Here is a 22,356-nt window from a genome sequence, read left to right as displayed (position 1 = left end):
ACTATGTATTTACTAAGTAACAAAATATTTATAAAAAGGATGAGCCCGATTAAAAATCGGGCTCATCCTTTTTTAGCAACTACTGCTATTAAACCTAATTATGAACAGTATTTTTTCGCCATTTTTATTCAACAACAATTTTCTTTGTAATTTGTCCCTGATTCGTATACACCCTAACCAAATATATACCACTTGCCATAAAATCTACAGCAGTTCGTATCTCTTCTTGTTCAGGAATTGAACTATTTCCTAGAATTTTTGCACCCACCATAGAATAAATTTCAAAGCCAAGAATCTTTGCTTCTTTACTATGAATCACTAATTGTTTAGTGCTTCTTTCCGTATATACAAGCATACTTTCTAACAATACATTCGTACCAATACCCAGTGTGCTTTTATGTTTAAAAAGAAGATTGAACCTGTCGGAATAAATTCCTTTTTCTAAATTCAAAGAAACCGTATTGTCTAGATCATAAATTCTTCCATTCAATAAATCTACCATATACACATCATAATCCTCCATTTCTACCTCTTCATCAATCATCAACTTAACAGTTTGAGCACTGTTTACATTAACACCTAAAGGAACTTGCATCTTGTCTTGAAGTCCATCAACACCGGCAATGACTAGGTTTACCTCTATTTGTGGAATATCCCAATAAACATCCGTTGTTTGAATATCGAAAGTAGCACTATCATAACCACTGTCATAATTTTCAGTTGTATTTCCTTCTTTAAAATTAATTCCCAACTGTCTATGAATCCCTACATTGTTGTCATTTGTATAATCAAAACCTAGTTTTAAATTAGGAAGTGTTGGTGACAAACTAGTTGATTTATTCTTCTTTTTAGACTTAAAGAAAACCTCACTTATTGCTTCTGTATCTACTCTTTGACTATTTTGAAATTTTAACACCCCGCCTTTACTTGAAGGAGCTGAAACAAAGAAACCTTGTCCAACAGGAACATATTCAGGGGGTGCCGTATAGGATGCAATACCAAATCCTGCCGTTCCTTCCGTAGCAGTATATGCATTCGCCGCTACTCCCATACCTGAGTTTCGCTGAGAATAACCACCTAAATATCCAAATTTACCATGTCCCTCAACACTTCCTTCCGTAGTGCTTTCTCCTGTGTGTTCCCAAAAATAAATTGTTCCATCAATAACTTCACTGTTTTCACTTATAAAAGTATCGGCCGACAAAGCACTTGGGTAAGGATTCCCTAATAAAGAAGTGGTATTTGCCACAATTGTCTTTGAAATAAGTCCATCATTAGGTGTACCTGCAAAAGTAAAATACTGAGGTACCCTTCCTGTACTTTTCATTGTAAAGCCTTCCGCAATATTTATTGTACCATCTTCCTTTTTCTGAACCCAATCATCTCTTGAGGATCCATTAAAATACGTATAAATCCAGTAACCAGCAATCAAAGCCTCACCACTACCCCCTACTTCTCCATTCAACGAAGCAATACTTCCATCATAGGTTTTAAAGCCAATAGGAGTAGCTACAGAAGCCTCAGTGGTTCTTAACGTACCATCAAACATTACATCCTCAACCTTAAAATTTGTGTTTCCAAGGGTTTCAATAACAGGTGACGACCAATAGTGGTAACGATATGGATTTGGAACACTCGCTTTTTGATCTCTATACACTTTTCCATTTCCTTGAACATTAGACAAACCTGTGTGAGATTGAATCAACTCTCCTTCACCAACCAATCTTATTTCTCCATCTAAAATAAATTCACCTTCAATTTCTAAAAATTTATCATCACTAATCACTAATTTTGAATCTTCTCGAACCCAAGCACAGCCAACATTGGCACTTTGAGTCATAAAAGCATTTGTCAATGAAGATTCGGCATCAATAACTAACACTTTATCTCCATCTGCAGCTGAGTTTACATCATCTGTAGCAGGTGCATCCAAAGCTCTTGAACCTCCTACCCATTCACTAGAATCTCCATTCCAAAAAATACCATTGATTTCACAAAAAGTAAAATACTTCGTCCCATCAAAATCAACAGTAGCTGATTTGTGCGAAACACCATTTATTGATTTACCATCTATCAAAGGAATGTATTTTACATTCGTTGTAAATGTAGGGTTATCTGCTATTTTTAATACTTTAACGGTATTTTCCGTATCTAACACGGTTTCAAAAACAAATCCAATCCCATTATCCTCAATAACTGCCAATTCAACTTCACCTATAGAACCCGTTTCAACAACTTTCCAAACTCTATCCATTTGTTGTTCTGGTGAGCATAAAAGAGATTTAGAAGAAGTACTTGTCAAAGATGCTCCATTATTACCCCACATTAAAAAAGATTGATTGCTGTTGATGTTGTTTGCATTCAAAATGTTTGAATTAGCAATACTTCCCATACCAATCGTGACAATAGCATCAGAATTAATTGATTTAGATTGTTTTTGCAACAAAGCCATATTATCATCTCTACCTACTCCAGCAACATCGTTATGATAGGCTGTATTACTTGCGTAATCCCAAACTACCGTAGACAAATCTTCAAGTAAATAATTTCCCTGGATAACATCAGGATTACTACCTCCAAAATTATCATCTCCATCAGAATCCGTTTTATCTAAGGTAATTCCATACTTAATTGCCAAATAAGATTGAATTTGCTGTTGTTTGTTTTTATCAGGTACCTCATCAGAAATAATAATTTCTGCTATTTCACCATTAAATAAATTACTGCCAGCTGTTTGCGCTCCAATAAACATTGTCTGATTATTCCCTCCTTCAGTGGCTGTGCTAGTTTCTGTATGAACCGTTAAACCATTTTTTGAAATAAGCCTAGAATTTCCAGTTGGAGTAATGGAAGCATTATTAGAAGCTCCAAACGTATACATGCCAAATTCATTGTTCGTTACCACACTCCCTGTATCATTTGTTGTACTTCCTGCGTGCTGAAAATTTATGTTACTATTTATGGTTCCGGTAGTTAAATTCATCGCTAACCTATCGCTATCATCTTCTGCCTCACTAAAAACATACTTACTTTGATTTACATCGGATTTAATAACTGCATACGACCAAATTTCCGTATACTCCGCATTGCCTAAAACACTTGTTGTAATTTGCATATAATCATTAGCACCATCAAACTGAATGGTAGGATTAAAGTTTACTCCTATATCCACCTTTGTTGGTCTTGCACTTCCTGAGGCCGTAGCATCTTCAGTTCCGCTTTGATCATCCCAACCACTAACATTTGTAGTTCCCGTCACTTCCTTATCTGCTCGTAACCATAAAATAGTTCCTTCAGTACTAACAGGAGGTGGGTCATTATTTACATCTCTATAATCTACATCATTTGCTCCATCGGTATTTGGCAAATCTAAAGAAGGATCATTTATTTGATCATTGACATCGGAATCATTGACTTCACTTCCTTCAAAATTATCATCCAGTCCATCTCCATCCGTATCTGTACCACTTAAAGTATTGTCCAGATCTCCATTTTCTGAAATATCCGCCACACCATCATTATCAGAATCACTATCTAAATAATCAGGAATCGCATCATTAGCACTGTCCGTATTTACTAAATTAGAAAAAATATCCGTACCTGTAGTTCCGCCAGGTACAACAGTATCATAATTATCATCCAATCCATCACCGTCATCATCTCTCATACTTAAGCCAATACCACTTGGTGCAATATAGCCTACAGTAGGCTGTGCCTCAATATTATCAGGAATCCCATCATTATCAGAATCAATATCTAAATAATCAGGAATTCCATCTGAATCACTATCTAAATCCGAACCTACGCCTTCATCCGTATCTAAAATACCATCATTATCGTCATCAACATCCGTTGCATTCGGAACTCCATCTCCATCTGTATCTAAATCAGAACTGGTATCTCTATAATCTAAATCTCCCAAAGCATTGGCATCGCCATCACTATCTGTTAATTCTGTTAAAGGAGAAGTAATATTATTATGGGGATTGTAACCTACTAAATCGGCATCGTATTTATCTATCAGTCCGTCATTATCACTATCCGCAGTACTTGAACCATTTAAAGTATCCGCTAAGCCACTTTCATTTGTATCAAGAATTGCATCTCCATCCGTATCTGTAGATCGAAAATCATAAGCTCCCGATCCCGTAAAATTATTAGGATCTATAGCAGTCACAGATGTGTACCCATCATTGTTTTCATATGCAGAATCTACTCCATTTGTTCCATAAACAAAATTTGGTACGATATAACCTTGTGTTGATTGTCCTTCAATATTATCAGGAATACCATCATTATCAGAATCAATATCTAAATGATCATCAATAGAATCTCCATCAGAATTAGTTCCAGTAACAATAGAAGTCGTTTCACTAACGTCTTCATATACCTCAAATAAACCAAAAGTATTTACACTTCCTGAAGGAGCTATATAAGTCCCTGATTGTCCCTCAATATAATCTAGTATTCCATCATTATCAGAATCTAAATCATACGCATCTGCTACACCATCGCCGTCTGTATCTCCTCCACAAGGATTGTTAAAACTTTGATACGAAACATTATCAATTCTTACATTTCCTGAATTTCTTACAGACAATGTCAATCGAATAAATCTACTATCTAAAGTTAAGGTATAATTGTAAATTTTATCTGTATCAATAGGATCACTTGTAAACGATATAGATTGCGTATTGCTAAAATCTATTGCATTGGTTGATTGCTCAATATCCAAAACATTGGCAATATGATCTGTTTGAGCTTCAATTTGAATAATCGTCCCTGAAACAACATTTAAGCCTAGATCTAAAACAAGATAATCATTTGTATTATTTAAATTTGCTCGAGAATTATCGGAACCAATACTAGCAGTAGCTCCTGCACCAGCAATAGAATTTTCAGCTTTTACCACCAATGCATTGCCAGCTGCAACAGAAACAGAAAAACATTCTTGACTGTCTAACAAACCATCATTGTCATCATCAATATCGGTAATATCAGGAACACCATCACCATCTGTATCTATACCATCTACATCATCACGATAATCTACATCTCCACCTGAGTTTACATCAACATCGGTATCAGGCAATGTAAAAGATGGATCATCTAGTAAGGCATTCGAATCAAATGCAAAACCACTTCGATCAAAATTATCATCCAACCCATCATTGTCATCGTCATTTCCGCTTAAAGAATCTGACATTCCATTTTCCAAAATATCATTCACTCCATCCGCATCCGAATCAACATCTCTAAAGTCAGGTTCACTATCTCCATCCGTATTCGTCAATAACAATCCTGAAGAGCTATAATTATCCGTAAAATCGTATGCATCATCTAAACCGTTTACACCTACCACCCCTGAAGGTGTCACATAGCCCAAAGTTCCTTGCGCTTCCACATTGTCAGGAATACCATCGTTATCCGAATCAATATCTAAATAATCATCAATAGTGTCACTATCTCCATTATACGGATCAATTCCATTAGAACCACCTGCTCCACCACTAACAGTATCGTCATAAGCATCATCTAACCCATCTCCATCTGTATCCGTTCCTGTGGGAGCAGAAAAACCAGCTGTCGATTGAGCTTCCACATTGTCTGTAATTCCATCATTGTCTGAATCTAAATCTAAACTATCTGGAACACCATCTCCATCTGAATCTAAACAAGCCGCCAAATCAAAACTAGAAAAACTCACATTATCAATTTGAATAGCCCCAGACCCATTATCTGTCTGCATCAAAATTCTGACATAGCGGGCACTTGCTGTTAAAATATAAGTCTTGTTATAGTTTGTATTTTTTGAAGCAAAAGTATAAGTTGAAGCTGCCGCAGGAAAAGTGGTCCCATCAATAGATTCTTCTACAGACATTACATGGCTCCCATCATTATTCCTTCTAGACTTAAAAGTAATTGTTTCACCAGAAGGAACAATATGCCCCAAATCAACAATCAACACATCAGAAACACTATTTAAAGATGCTCTTACATTATCATCTCCAACAGCACCATAAGCATTTCCTATACTTACAGCTGTAAGCACACCAGCTGCATTACCTGCTGGAATTGTTGTACCCGGACATTCGACAGTATCTAAAATCCCATCATTATCATCATCTATATCATCTGCGTCAGGAATTAAGTCACCATCCGTATCTGGTCCATTTACATTGTCACGGTAATCAACCTCATCATCCGTTCCACTATCTGTATTAATTAAATCATCGGCAGGTACATTAATATCGTCATTTACATCTAATACTCCCGTCGCAAAATTTGTTGTTACAGTATCAAAAGCATTGTCAAGTCCATCACCATCCGAATCGACTCCTGTCAAACTATCTGCTCTAGTTGTGCCTCCGTCCTTATCATTTTCTAAAATATCATTGACACCATCTCCATCTGAATCTGAATCTCTATAATCAGGAGTACCATCTGCATCTGTATCAATTAAAGTAATTCCTGAAGGCGCAAAGGTGTCTGCATTTTCATAAATATTATAAACACCATTTTCCCCTACAGTATCCATTCCAGAAGGTGTTTCATAACCTGCTGTTGTTTGTGCTTCCACATTATCAGGAATCCCATCATCATCCGAATCTATGTCAAGAAAATCGGGTCCATCATTTACATTCCCATCAGTTTCATGACCGATTAATAAAGAAGTTAAGTCATCTCCGTCTTCAAAAACCTCATACAAACCATTCGTATTGACAGAACCAGTAGCAGAAATAAAACTGCCGTCAGTTGGTGCTACAGATTGTGCTTCTATCGTATCTAATATTCCGTCATTATCCGCATCTAAATCCAAATGATTTGGAATCCCGTCACCATCAAAATCAAAAACATCTGGAACTCCATCCCCATTAAGATCTGCTAAATCACTAAATCCAGAAGGAAATTTATCTAAATAATTGGGAATTCCATCAGCATCTTCATCTCCACTAGGATCCGTCCATTGTCCATGAGGGTCCGTTAATTCATTAATATCAAGAATCCCATCATTATCATCATCAATATCTTCATTATCATCAACACCATCACCATCTGTATCTAAGATTTCCAAAGCTTCCACACCATTGGCAATAGAAATATTAACACATTGCAATCGTTCCGATCTATTATCATCAGTAGCCGAACCGTAGCCCGAATCATCACCTGGCAATAAGGTAAAGACTGCCTCACCAGAACCAGCCGTGTTACTATCATCAAAAATAAATACAAAGGTAGTTTTAGACCAAACATCTCTTTGTAAAACTTCTAAAGACTGAATAGGATAGCCTTCAATTTGATATTCAAAAAAATCTTCTAATTCTCCTGCATAGTATAGTCCTCCATTCAAATCAGCTACCGATCCATCATTTTCAGAAATACTTGTCATGGTATACATGGTCAACTTATACAACTTCCCATCCACAAGTCCAGTAATGGTGGTTTTTACTGATTCTTGACTATAATCTTGACCGACATCTCTTAAGGTAATCCAAGTGGACTGACCTGTTGGTGGTAAATCCAACTGCGTTCCTCCTAGCTCTATGTCCCAACTTGCTGTATGACCAATATTATTACCTGGCGCTCCACCGCCTGTAGTAGTCCTATTTGAAATATCAGGCGTACCTGTAGCAATACTCCAACCATCTGGAGCACATTCCCCACAAATGCCATCTCCTCTAGTAGAACCAGCAATTGTAGCTTGTGAATAAATTAGATGACAAGAAAATAGCAAAGCACATAACAAGAGTGCTTTTACGTTTTTTGGTTTATATTTAAAAAGCTGATTACAAACACTTTTAATCATTACAGAATCTTTCAAATTAAGAGGGGTAGTTTTAATTTATGAAATACAAAAATACAAAATCTCTTGCTTATATAAAGAGTTCCTTTCCTTTCAGCCCATATTAAGCTATTGAAAATCAATGATTTTATAAAGAAGCCAAATCACTTAAAAGGGCAATTAATCAGTCATATGGTAACTTGCACTCTTATTTTATTTTTATTTCTTTTAGTTTGATAATTCAAAATTAAATCTAAATTTTGCCCCCACATACTTCATAACAAAACCTCGAATAAAGTAAGTGTACCTAAAAGTCATCAACAAAAAAAATGAGCCCGATTAAAAAATCGAGCTCATCTTATTTATTATTATTGTGAATCCATTTTAGAAAAAAAATCGCTTTCCGATAATTATTCAACAACAATTTTCCTTGTAATTTGTCCCTGATTCGTATACACCCTAACCACGTATATTCCACTCGCAATAAAATCTATAGAAGTCTGTACTTTGCCTAGATATGGAATTGAATTTTTTCCTAGAATTTTTGCACCCACCATAGAATAAATTTCAAAGCCAAGAATCTTTGCTTCTTTACTATGAATAATTAGTTCCTTCTGTTTATTAGCATAGACAATCATGTTTTCCGATAAAAAATTATCTTCTACGCTCAAAGCATCTACATTTTTAAACAAAAGATTAAATCGATCCGTATACGATCCTTTTGCTAAATCTAATTCTAATTTAGTTTCTAAATTAAATATTTGCCCCGTAAATAAATCTACCAAACTAACATCATAATCATCCAAATTATTTTTTTCATCAACTCCAATAGTCACTGGCAGATCTGAATCTATAACAAAGCTAAACGGTACTTGTAATTTTGTTCCAATTTCTTCAACTCCTGCAATAATTAAATTTGTTTCAATTTCTGGAAAACTCCAATATACATCGGTAGCTTGTAAATCAAAAATAGCGCTATCATACCCACTATCATAAACAGACATTGAATTCCCTTGTTTAAAATTAAGTCCTAACTGCCTATGTATACTTATATCATTTTCATTTACATAATCAAAACCTACTTTAAACGTTGGAATGGCTACATCTGTCGCTTGTTTCTTCTTTTTCCCTGATTTAAACAACACGTTATCCGTACTAGCCGCTCTATGAGAATTTTTAAAGGTTAGCATACCTCCTTTGTTGGCCGGTGCAGAAACAAAAAATCCTTGTCCTACCGCAACATACTGTGAAGGTTCTTTATAAGTAGCGTCTCCAAATCCAGCAGTTCCATCTGTTGAAGAGTACACACTTGCCGCAACCCCCATGGCTAAATTTCGCTGAGAATAACCACCTTTATACCCATACTTACCATGACCTTCAACACTTCCTTGTGTTGTTTCTTCACCAGTATGCTCCCAAAAATACAAAGTAGCATCAATGGCCCCATCATTGTCTTCTAAAAACTCACTCGCATTTAAAACACTAGGATAAGGGTTTCCTAATAAGGATGTTGTATTAGCTGTTATTGTTTTTGAAATCGTTCCATCATTAGGTGTACCTACAAAAGTAAATCCTTGTGGACTTCTACCTGTACTTTTCATAATAAAACCTTCACCCGTATTAATACTTCCATTGTCTAATTTTTGAACCCAATCCTCTCTACTAGATCCATTGAAATAGGTGTAAATCCAGTAATTTGCAATGGTAATAGGATCCGTAGTATCGCCATTTAAAGAACTAACATTTCCGTTATAAGAAACAAAATTGATCTCTTTTTCTAATGAATTTTCTGAAGTAGGTGTTGTTCCATCATTAAGAACTTCATTTACTTTGTAACTAATATTTCCCAAAGCATTTACAACCGGTGAACTCCAGTAATGATATCTATAAGTATTAGGTACTGAAGCTTTTTGATCTCTATAGACCTTTCCATTTCCACTTACTTTAGAAACTGTTGTGTGCGATTGAATCAGTTGCGCATCTCCAACCAAACGAATTTCTCCTTCCAAATACAAATCATCTTGCATCTCTAAATAAAGCGCATCATTAACAACTAATTTAGAATTCGGTTTTACCCATGTACAAGAAACATTGGCACTAGCCGTGATAATAGCATTTGTTTGAGAAGATTCAGCATCAATCACCAATACTTTACCTCCATCTATCCCATCCACTAAATCCGTGGAAGGTGCTCCGGCATTCCCTGCTCCTCCTGTCCAAGTAGCAGCATCTCCATTCCAAAAAATACCTAGAACTTCTGTGTATGTAAAATACTTGGTTCCATCAAAATCAAAATCTGCTACATAATGAGCAACTCCATTAATGGTTCTGGTTGTTACGGCAATATGCTTTACATTAACCGTAAAATTGGAATCATCTGCTACCTTTAGTAAAATAACCTCACTAGTAGGTGTTGTTAATGCGGCATCTATAGTTGATTTTATTGCGGCTACCTCAACACGCCCCACAGATCCTGTCTCCACTATTTTCCAAACCCTATCCAATTGTAATTCGTCTTCACAAAGAAGTGTTGAAACAGTGGTGTTTGTATTATTTACCGTTACTCCATTATGCCCCCACATTAAAAAAGATGCATTCGTTACCGTATTACTATTGTTCGCATTGTTTACTTCTATTGCATTCAAACCAATGGTTACTATTGAAGTACTGTTTATCGACTTTGATTGTTTTTGATTTAAGAACTTCCCGTCATCACGTCCAATACCCGCTACATCATTATGATAAGCACTATTAGAAGATTGATCCCAAACAATTAAATCGGGACTTCCATCAATTACATAATCTCCCTCTCCAATACTATTGTCGTTATTGGTAACATCCAAAGTTATTCCATATTTTATCGCTAAATAAGAATGTATTTCTTGCTGTTCATTACTTGTAGGAACTGTATTAAACACCATAACTTCCGCTATCTGACCGTTAAAAAAGTTAGCCCCATTAGGATCTGAACCAATAAAAGTAGCACTGTTATTTCCGCTAAAACTTCCATTATTCGTATTTGAACTATTTAGCTCTTCTCCATCCCTATAAATAGCATTTCTAGTTCCAGATGGTGTACTTGTTCCTGTACTAGAACCTCCATTCCAAATATTAAAAGTATTGGTAGAACTTCCCCAAGTATTCGATAGCGTTCCACCTGATGGTGTTTGATAAGACAATTGACTACTTGTATTTGGAGCTTGTAAAGAAACACTTCCTCCTGATACACTATTTGAAAACAGGTAAGAAGCATTGGAAGCTGAAGTAGAACTACTTACTCCATACACCCATAAATGACTGTAAGTAGAATTTCCTAATATACCGTTTCCGCCTATTTCTAAATCCTCACTAGAACTCTCTATAAATTCAATAGTCGGATTAAAGTTCAAACCATCAGTGGCAGTACCATCTCCTAATTTTTCTGGTCCATTACCGGTATTTGTTGCATCAAATCCTGAGCCAGATTGATCTGCCCAATTGGTAACCGTTCCTGAACCTGTTACTCCAATATCTGCACGAAGCCATAAAATATTACCTGTAACCGAAGGTGGTGCTCTATCATCGTCAATATCTCTATAATCTACATCATTGTATTCTGCAGCATCTGGTTGTGCTCCATCTGTGGTATTTACATCTGAATCCAAATCGGGTAAATCTGTTGCCGGATCATCGATATCATCATTTACATCGGCATCTATTAAAACACCTTCAAAAGCGTCATCATAACCATCTCCATCTGTATCAGTTCCCGATAAACTATTGGCATTTCCATTCTCTAAAATATCATCAATACCATCCCCATCGGAATCGGAATCTAAATAATCGGGTAAAGCATCTGAATTATTTCCTGTTATGTCGTCTGTATTTACAGCAGTTAGCCCTCCCAAATAAGCAGAATTCACTCCATTATTAGCTAAGTACGTAGCTGCGTCATCATTGTTAGGGGCAATATAGCCAACTGTTAATTGCGCCTCCACATTATCAGGAATACCATCGTCATCAGAATCAATATCTAATGAGTTTTTTATTCCGTCTGAATCTGCATCTGCAGCGGCATCTTCAACAGTATCCAAAATACCATCATTATCATCATCTAAATCTAGATCATCTGTTACTCCATCACCATCAGTATCGGGTACAGAGCTTACATCTCTATAATCTACATCACCTGTTGATCCTCCATCAGAATCGGCATCTAAAAGATCATTTACAGGATCATCTATTTCATCATTTACATCATAACTTTCTCCAGCTGTATAATCAGATCCTTCATAAATATCTAACAATCCATCTCCATCAGAATCTGCTGTTCCGCTAGCTCCATTTGGTAACGAAATACTCTCGTCTGTATCACTAGTTCCGTCTCCATCTGTATCTGTATTTCTGTAATCAGCCTCTGTAGCACCATTAAAATTATAAGGTGACAATCCTGTTGCTGTAAAAGTACCGTTACTTTGGTAAGCACTGTCCACACCATTTAAACCAACATTTCCAGTTGGCGCATCGTAGCCTTGAGTTGACTGTGCTTCCACATTATCAGGAATTCCGTCATTATCTGAATCTATATCTAAATAATCCGGTAGGGTATCTGAATTTGTAAGTGCTCCATCTGTATTTGTAAGATTAGTTAATCCAATAGAATTCGCAGAAGTCGTTGTTCCTGAATTTGTATTGCTATCATACGCATCATCCAAACCATCATTATCCGAATCAACTCCTGATTTGGCAGTATATCCAGCTGTACTTTGAGCTTCTATATTATCCAAAATACCATCCCCATCAGAATCCATATCCAATGAATTGATAATACCATCTCCATCAAAATCATTATTACAATCTAAGTATGTTAAAATTTGAGCTTCTATAATCTCAATTCTACCACCAGCTCTTACAGTCATTTCAATTTGAATATATCTTGTATCCGTTGATAATGTATAATCAAAATTCGTTACACTAGAATTAGTCGCGATATCGGCTCTTTCAACAAGTTCTGGGTTGGTACCACCACCAAGTGATACAGTAGAATTTGATAATTGCGCAATACGTATTGTTCTATCATTATTATTAGTATTTCTCCATAAAGTAAACCTTACATCCACACCAGAAGGAATTACACTTCCCAAATCAACGACAATATATTCTCCAACACGATTCAATTGTATTCCATTATCCGCATCAAGGTTTCCATCATTGATTAATGTTAGTGCACCTCCTGTACCAGAGCTTGCCACAACTGGCCCCGAAGCCGCTGTTGGAATTGTTAAACAGCTAGCTTCATCTTCTACAGTATCTAATATTCCATCATTATCATCATCAATATCTATTGTATCAACGATACCGTCACCATCTGTATCTTGACCAAGAAGTGTATCTCTGTAATCAACATCACCACCCGTACTTACATCCGCATCCGCATCAATCAAACCACCTGTTTCTGGATCTGAAATATCGTCATTTACATCAAAGATACCTGTTCCAGAAGTATCTACATTGTCATATCCATCATCCAATCCATCTCCATCTGTATCAGTTCCTGTAAAACTAGGTGTTCCTGTTCTACCTTCAGCAGCATCATTCGTTCCATCTCCATCTGCATCAACTTCTCTATAATCATAATCGCCTCCAGCCCCAACATCTCCATCCGTATCAACAAGCGTTAAAGATAAACCGACCGAGCTATAGGAGTCTGTAGCATCATAAGCGCTGTCCAAACCATTAACCCCAGGCATACCCGTTGGAGCCACATAACCTGTGGTTGTTTGTGCTTCTATATTATCAGGAATTCCATCATTATCCGAATCAATATCCAAATAATCTGGAATTGTATCTGAGTTCGTTAATCCACCATCTGAATTCGTAGGGTTGCTAATTCCTATGGATGTCCCTTCTGTAGTCGTTCCAGAATTGGTGTCGCTATCATAAGCATCATCCAAACCATCATTATCCGAATCAACTCCTGATTTGGCAGTATATCCAGCTGTACTTTGAGCTTCAACATTATCAGGAATACCATCATTATCTGAATCTATATCTAAATAATCAGGAACTCCATCTCCATCTGTGTCGGTGGATGAAGCACATATAGGAACAACCGTAACCGTATCTAAACCAACATCTTTATGCCAAGTTGTCCCCCCTGAACCTTGTGTAATTACAAGTCTAAACCTTGTCGAATTTCCACTTATTAATCCTGTTAAATCTACTGTTTTTTGAATCCAAGCAAATGTGGCATTTTGAGCTAAACCTTGTTGATCTAACACTTCTGCATTACCTCTAGGTACCCAACCTGCTCCGTTTTCATTAGATTCTAACTGTATCGTTCCATTATTACCATCTCCTCTATATCCAAAGTAGTAACTAAACATAAAACTGCTTGCACTTGCATCAAAATTCACATCTAATTCTGCAGTAAATACATCTCCATTAACACCAGATGAAGACATTTCAGTATACACATAGCCTGCATCTCCTTGTCCGGTATTTGGACCAACACCACTTGAGCTAGTATCATTATTATCCCAAGACCATTGGCGAGCTGTGTTGGCAGTTTGTAGACCCGTTTGACCTGAAGGAGAGCTAAAATTCCAATTAGTTTCAGCATCTGCCAAGTTTGTAAAATTATATGTTGTAGTCGATCCACAACTAACAGCACCTTCATTTATATCTAAAATCCCATCATTATCATCATCAATATCAACAATATCAGGGACCCCATCTCCATCGGAATCAAGTCCTGTAACATCATCTCTATAATCAACATCTCCACCAGAATTTACATCACTATCTGCATCTGGCAAATCGGTTGCCGGAGTTGTTATGCTATCATTTACATCGTAATTAGAGTTGTCTGAATCAAAATTATTATCCAATCCATCTCCATCCGTATCCGAACCACTTAAAACATTGCCTTGGCCATTTTCATTGATATCTGTAGTACCATCATTATCAGAATCTGTATCTCTATAATCAGGTGAACCATCGGTATCTGTATCTGTAATTGTTATTCCTGTTGGAGAATACGTATCTACATTTTCATAAGCTGCATCTAATCCATTTTCTCCTACATTTCCAGTCGGAGCCGTATAATCCAATGTAGTTTGTGCTTCTACATTATCAGGTATACCATCATCATCTGTGTCAATGTCTAAATAATCTGGAGTTGTGTCATCATTTGTTTGTCCAGAATCAAAAATAGTTGGGGTGAAATTCGGTGTTCCAGAATCGGTTCCTGCCACAGATTCATAAATATCATAATATCCATTCGTACCAACACTCCCCGAAGGAGCCGTATAACCAGCATTGGTTTGCGCTTCTACATTGTCTAAAATCCCGTCATTATCACTGTCTAAATCCAAATGATTGGCTATACCATCTCCATCAAAGTCATAAACATCTGGCAAACCGTTACCATCATTATCTTGATAACTTGTGGTTGAATTATCTGTTCCTGTTCCATTATCAAAAATATCTAAATAGTTTGGCACACCATCACCATCTTCATCTCCATTTGGATCATTACCATCACTTTCCTCAGTATCTAAAATCCCATCATTGTCATCATCAATATCTATAAAATCATCAATACCATCTCCATCCGTATCCAAAATTTCTATCGCATTGATATCATCTACTGAGAAATGCAGTAGTTCAAAATAGACAGCACGATCATTGCCTGTTTCACTACCTTGATTGACATCAGCATCATCATTAGGGAAAATAGTCAAATCTACACTTCCTGGCGAAGCAATTGTTCCATTATCCGCCACGAATACAATGGTAACCTTTGCCCATTGATCTTGGTAGGTGGATGAATTGATATCAACATTTACTCTTGCATTCGTTCCTACCTGATACCCAAAATTATCCATATAGGCCCCTCCGTAATACTCGCCTCCTATAGTTCCGGATTTAGCGGACATTACCCAAACAGTCAATTTATACAGTTTCCCTTCAATTAAATCTGATATAACCGTTGTAACACTTTCGTCTATTTGTGTATTGAAATTCCCAACATCTCTCATCGTAATCCAATACACATCATTTGTTGGAGGTAACGGAAGTGGTGCATTCGCCCAAGGAGCTCCTCCACCTAAAGTTCCTTGTCCACCCGCATTGTTTCTATCAGAAATATCGGGGGTTCCTCCAATATCCTCCCATCCTTCTGGGGCACAAGTACCACAAGTACCCGCTACCTCACCTACTGGAGGATTGTCTGTACCAGGAATAGATTGAGAATAAATAGATTTGTTCGAAAGAACAACAAACAAAACAAAGAGGCTTATAACTTTAAAACTATTCTTTTTAAGATTTACAAAATGGAGAAGAAAGCTGATTGACCTATAATTTTTCATAAAATACGGGGTAGAACATTTAACAATTCACGAAAATACAAAATCTCTAACTTATATGTTTACTAATTTTAACATTAGGACTTAAATTTTCAACAGTACAATAAACTGTTTTGTTCATAAGCCGTTGTTTTTAGTTAACAACTATTCAAACGTATAAACAACTCGGCTCTTATTTTATTTTTATTTTTGTGCCTTCAAATTCCTAACTAAATAATAGTTTTTATTAATGAGAACAGATTCATTTGTATCAAGACATATAGGACCTCGTCAAAATGACATCCTTGAAATGTTAAATACTGTAGGCGTAGAAAGCATAGAAGAGTTGGTCAAAAAAACAATTCCATCTGATATCCTACTCAGTAAAAACCTTGACTTATCCAAAGCCATGAGCGAGCAAGAGTATTTATCGCACATTCATGAACTTTCTATAAAAAACAAACTGTTTAAAAATTATATTGGTTTAGGATACCACCCAACCATTACTCCTTCTGTTATTCAAAGAAATATTTTAGAGAGTCCAGGTTGGTACACTGCCTACACTCCTTACCAAGCAGAAATTGCACAAGGACGTTTGGAAGCTTTGCTAAACTACCAAACCATGGTCACCGAATTGACCGGAATGGAATTAGCCAATGCTTCTTTATTAGATGAAGGAACTGCTGCTGCTGAAGCTATGATTATGTTGTACAATACTAGATCTAGAGCTCAAAAAAAGAACAATTCAATGCAATTTTTTGTATCTGAAAATGTACTTCCACAAACCTTAGCTATTTTACATACACGAGCTACCCCTTTAAATATTGAATTACTTATTGGTGATTATAGTACCATTCAATTAGATGAAACTTTTTTTGGTGCCTTGTTACAATATCCAGGTAAAAACGGACAAGTTTTAGATTATTCAGAATTTGTAAAAAATGCCAACGAAAAAGAAATAAGAGTTGCTGTGGCAGCCGACTTATTAAGTTTGGCTATTTTAACACCTCCTGGAGAATGGGGAGCTGATGTAGTTGTTGGAACAACCCAACGTTTTGGTATTCCAATGGGGTATGGCGGTCCACATGCTGCTTATTTTGCCACGAAAGAAGCTTACAAAAGAAATATTCCGGGGCGTATTATTGGTGTTACCAAAGATATGAATGGCAACAGAGCTTTGCGAATGGCTTTGCAAACTCGCGAGCAACATATCAAAAGAGAAAAAGCTACTTCCAATATATGTACTGCACAAGTCTTATTAGCCGTTATGGCTGCGATGTATGGCGTATACCACGGACCTAATGGTTTAAAATACATTGCTAACAAAATTCATCAATTAACCTACACATTACATGATGCATTGACAAAGCTTGGTATTCATCAAATTAACAATACCTTTTTCGATACCATTAATGTAATTGTTCAGGATAGTGAAAAAGTTAAGTTTAATGCTGAATTATTGAATGTTAACTTCTTTTATACAGCAAAAAACACAATTAGTATTTCTTTAAATGAAACAACAACGTTAAAAGATGTGAATGAAATTGTTAAAATACTTGCCAAAGCAGCAGGCAAAGTTTTTACAGAAATCACTTCTATTAATCCACAAATTACAATCCCTCAAAATCTTTCAAGAACTTCTACATTCTTGACAAACCCTGTTTTTAATAGCCATCATTCTGAAACAGAAATGATGCGTTATATTAAAAAATTAGAAAGAAAAGATTTATCCTTGAATCATTCTATGATTTCTCTTGGCTCATGTACGATGAAATTGAATGCCGCTTCAGAAATGCTTCCTTTAAGTTGGGCAAATTGGGCAAATATTCATCCATTTGCGCCTATAGAGCAAGCTGCAGGATACCAAGAAGTTTTTAGACAGCTAGAAGCGGACTTGAATATAATCACAGGCTTCCATGCAACTTCCCTACAACCTAACTCAGGGGCACAAGGAGAATATGCTGGTTTGTTGGTTATAAAAGCCTATCATGAAGCGAGAGGTGATGCACATAGAAACATTTGTTTAATTCCTTCTTCAGCCCACGGAACCAATCCAGCTTCTGCGATTATGGCCGGAATGAAAGTAGTGGTTACGAAAGCCACTCCTGAAGGAAATATTGATTTCGAAGATTTAAAAGAAAAAGCTTTATTACACAAAGACAAGCTTTCTTGTTTAATGGTTACCTATCCATCTACACATGGCGTGTTTGAAAGTGGAATTAAAGAAATTACACAACTTATTCACGATAATGGTGGACAAGTATATATGGATGGTGCAAATATGAATGCACAGGTAGGCTTAACAAACCCAGCTACTATTGGTGCCGATGTTTGTCACTTAAACTTGCACAAAACATTTGCCATTCCTCATGGTGGCGGTGGTCCTGGAGTTGGACCTATCTGTGTTGTAAAGCATTTAGCTCCTTTTCTACCTTCCAATCCTGTAATTTCAACTGGAGGAGAATCTGCAATTACCGCAGTCTCTTCTGCTCCATGGGGATCTGCATTGGTATTGCTTATTTCTTATGGATATATAAAAATGTTAGGTGCCAAAGGGTTGAAATCCGCTACTGAAATAGCAATCTTAAATGCAAACTACATCAAAAACAAACTTGAAACGAGCTATGATATTTTGTATACAGGCGAAAATGGTTTTTGTGCCCATGAAATGATTGTTGATTTTAGAGACTACAAACAAAAGGGTATTGAAGTCGTTGATGTAGCGAAACGTCTTATGGATTATGGCTACCATGCTCCTACTGTTTCTTTTCCTGTAGCAGGAACTTTAATGATTGAACCCACAGAAAGCGAAAGCAAGCCTGAATTGGATAATTTTATAGCTGCCTTATTAAGTATCAAAAATGAAATTGACGCTATAGAACAACACGACGCAACATCGATTTTAAAAAACGCTCCACATACGCAACAAATGCTAACCGCAGATGTTTGGGAACAAAATTACACAAGAAAAGAAGCAGCTTTTCCAATGGAATCTATTGCGGAAAATAAATTTTGGCCAACCGTTAGACGAGTTGACGATGCCTTTGGGGATCGTAATTTAATTTGCTCATGTACACCAATTGAAGATTATATGTAACTACTGGAATGCATGTTTAATACTGAGCATGGCCATTCCTATATCTATATAAAATACAGGTAGATATTATCAATAACCAAAAAAGCCAAACAAAAATGTTTGGCTTTTTGGATTTTAAACGCCAAAAATTATCATATTGAAAGTTATGCGCATACATTAGAAAAAAAGTACACTGAATACTGTAATTTTTATTCCTAATATGTTATTTTTGCGGTCATACTTTGAATATACATTAAAATTCATCATGAAAGAAATTACAAAAGAAACCTACATCAAGTGGTACGAGGATATGTTATTTTGGAGAAAGTTTGAAGACAAACTAGCTGCAGTATACATCCAACAAAAAGTAAGAGGATTTTTACATTTATACAACGGTCAAGAAGCTATTTTAGCTGGAGCATTACATGTAATGGACTTAAGTAAAGATAAGATGATCACGGCTTACAGAAATCACGTACAGCCAATTGGTATGGGAGTGGATCCTAAAAGAGTGATGGCAGAATTGTATGGAAAAGTAACAGGAACTTCTCATGGTATGGGAGGATCTATGCATATCTTCTCTAAAGAAAAAGGATTTTATGGTGGACATGGAATTGTTGGTGGACAAATACCTTTAGGTGCTGGAATGGCATTTGGAGATAAATACCACAATACTGGAGCCGTAACTATTTGTTGTTTTGGTGATGGAGCTGCACGTCAAGGTTCATTACACGAAACTTTTAACATGGCAATGTTATGGAAATTACCTGTAGTGTTTATTGTTGAAAACAATGGATATGCAATGGGAACTTCTGTAGAACGTACTGCCAATCATGATGATATTTGGAAATTAGGTTTAGGATATGAAATGCCTTCTGGACCCGTTGACGCGATGAATCCAATCAAAGTAGCAGAAGCTATGGACGAAGCAATGGAAAGAGCTCGTAGAGGTGATGGACCAACTTTCTTAGAAATGAAAACTTATAGATATAGAGGTCACTCTATGTCAGATGCACAGCACTACAGAACAAAAGATGAAGTTGCTGAATACAAAAAAATTGATCCAATTACTCAGGTTTTAGATGTTATTAAAGAAAATAGCTATTTGACTGAAGAAGAAATCAAAGCAATTGACAAGGACGTAAAAAAACGAGTTTTAGAATGCGAAAAATTTGCAGACGAATCTCCATATCCAGAGGTGAATCAATTGTATGACGTAGTTTACGATCAAGAAGATTACCCTTTTATCAAACCTCTTAACAAAGACAATTAATTTAGAAAGAGATTTATTTAAAACTCCATCTAATTACATAATATATAATTCAGAAAAAATATGGCACAAATTATAACAATGCCCCGTTTAAGTGATACAATGACAGAAGGTGTCGTTGCGAAATGGCTAATCGCTGTTGGTGATAAAATTGAAGAAGGAGATATCCTTGCTGAAATTGAAACTGACAAAGCAACCATGGAATTTGAATCTTTTAACGAAGGCTATTTATTACATATTGGATTGCAAGAAGGAGAAACGGCTCCTGTAGATTCTTTGTTAGCAATTATTGGTGATGAAGGTGAAGATTTTTCAGCTTTATTAGCTGGAGGCGCTACAGAAGTAGCTGCAAGTGAAGAAGCTCCTGCCGTTGTTGAAGAAACTGCCGCTCCTGCTGAAGCTGCACCAGCAACTCCTGCATTTGTAGTTCCTGATAATATTACAGTGGTTACCATGCCTCGCTTAAGTGACACCATGACTGATGGTACGGTTGCTGCTTGGTTAAAACAAGTTGGTGACGAAATTACAGAAGGAGATATTCTTGCTGAAATTGAAACTGACAAAGCGACTATGGAATTTGAATCTTTTAACGAAGGTACTTTATTGTATGTTGGTTTAAAAGAAGGTGAAACTGCTCCTGTAGATTCTTTATTAGCAATTATTGGTGAAGCGGGTACAGATGTTTCTGCTGTCGTTTCTAATTTCGGTTCTGCTCCTGCTGCTGCAGAAGCACCAAAAGCTGAAACTACTAAAACGGAAACTCCAAAGGCTGCCGCTCCTGAAAAGAAAGCTGCTCCTAAACAAGCAACAGGTACAACTGCTAGTCCGACAAAAACGGTTAGCAATATTCAGTCTCAAAACGGAAGAATTGTTGCTTCTCCATTAGCAAAAGCTCTAGCGGAAGAAAAAGGAATCAACTTGGCAAAAGTTGTGGGTACTGGTGAAGGTGGACGTATTGTTAAAACAGACGTTGAAAACTTTACGGATGTAGTTATTTCTGATGCTCCTGCTACTGCAACAGTTGTTGCTGCACCTGCTGGAGAAATTAGCAAGACGGAAGTTAAGAATTCTCAAATGCGTAAAGCAATTGTAAAAGCGCTTGACAATTCTCAAACGACTGCAGTTAACTTTACAGTAACTATGGACATTGACATGGATAATGCCATGGCTTCTAGAAAAATAATCAATGCAATTCCTGATACAAAAGTTTCATTTAATGATTTAGTGGTAAAAGCTACTGCTATGGCATTAAAGTCACATCCACAAATTAATACAGAGTGGACTAATGAGCAAACAATTTACAACAACCATATTTCTATTGGTGTAGCTGTTGCTATAGAAGATGGATTGGTAGTTCCTGTAATTCCTTTTACAGATACTAAGAGTTTAACTCAAATTGGTGCCGAAGTAAAAGATTTAGCGATCAAAGCGAAGAACAAAAAGTTAACGCCTGCTGAAATGTCTGGATCTACTTTTACTGTTTCTAACTTAGGTATGTTTGGTGTAGATAGTTTTACTTCTATCATAAACCAACCAAACTCAGCTATTTTATCAGTTGGAGGTATCAAACAAAAGCCAGTTGTAAAAAACGGAGAAATTGTTGTAGGAAATGTAATGACCTTAACTTTAGCTTGTGATCACAGAACTATTGACGGTGCTGTAGGTGCTGCTTTCATGAATACTTTAAAACAGTATATTGAAAACCCAGTTACGATGATTGCTTAATAGCTTCTGAATAATATATAAAAGCCTTTGTAATTAATTTTACAAAGGCTTTTTCATTTAAAACCTGTCTTCAAGACATTATTATTTATTGATAAAATAATTAACAAACATTAAAGACCTAAAAGGTTTTGAAAACCTGTTAGGTATAAACATGTAGTACTTCTTAAATAGTATA

The 22,356-nt window shown here is 36.3% G+C and carries 5 protein-coding genes; 3 read left to right on the top strand and 2 right to left on the bottom strand.

Annotated elements, in window-relative coordinates:
* Window positions 1-124 precede the first annotated feature (124 nt).
* Both FGM02_RS13010 and FGM02_RS13005 read right to left on the bottom strand, forming a co-directional pair.
* Window positions 125-7,807: a T9SS type A sorting domain-containing protein gene (locus FGM02_RS13010; RefSeq protein WP_139958816.1), complete on the bottom strand. Its 7,683-nt coding sequence runs from the start codon at window positions 7,805-7,807 to the stop codon at window positions 125-127.
* A 386-nt stretch (window positions 7,808-8,193) separates the two neighbouring features.
* Window positions 8,194-16,050 carry a T9SS type A sorting domain-containing protein gene (locus FGM02_RS13005; protein ID WP_139958815.1) on the bottom strand — a complete coding sequence of 2,619 codons (7,857 nt, stop codon included), beginning with the start codon at window positions 16,048-16,050 and terminating at the stop codon, window positions 8,194-8,196.
* Between the two features lie 310 nt (window positions 16,051-16,360).
* Here FGM02_RS13005 and gcvP point away from each other — a divergent pair, with 310 nt between their 5' ends.
* The 3 genes from gcvP (at window position 16,361) to FGM02_RS12990 (ending at window position 22,181) form a co-directional block, all read left to right on the top strand.
* Complete coding sequence (gene gcvP, locus FGM02_RS13000; protein WP_139958814.1) at window positions 16,361-19,207, top strand: aminomethyl-transferring glycine dehydrogenase; 2,847 nt, start codon at window positions 16,361-16,363, stop codon at window positions 19,205-19,207.
* A gap of 244 nt (window positions 19,208-19,451) precedes the next feature.
* A complete protein-coding gene (pdhA, locus tag FGM02_RS12995; RefSeq protein WP_139958813.1) occupies window positions 19,452-20,459 on the top strand; it encodes a pyruvate dehydrogenase (acetyl-transferring) E1 component subunit alpha in 1,008 nt (335 codons plus the stop codon).
* A 60-nt stretch (window positions 20,460-20,519) separates the two neighbouring features.
* Window positions 20,520-22,181, top strand: coding sequence for a dihydrolipoamide acetyltransferase family protein (locus tag FGM02_RS12990; protein ID WP_139958812.1), 1,662 nt, complete (start codon window positions 20,520-20,522; stop codon window positions 22,179-22,181).
* The last annotated feature ends 175 nt before the right edge of the window (window positions 22,182-22,356 follow it).

The organism is Flavicella sediminum (assembly GCF_006381105.1).
GTDB classification, from domain to species: Bacteria; Bacteroidota; Bacteroidia; order Flavobacteriales; family Flavobacteriaceae; genus Flavicella; species Flavicella sediminum.
The sequence above is the reverse complement of the archived record's forward strand: the minus strand, read 5'-3'. Positions and strand labels throughout refer to the sequence as shown.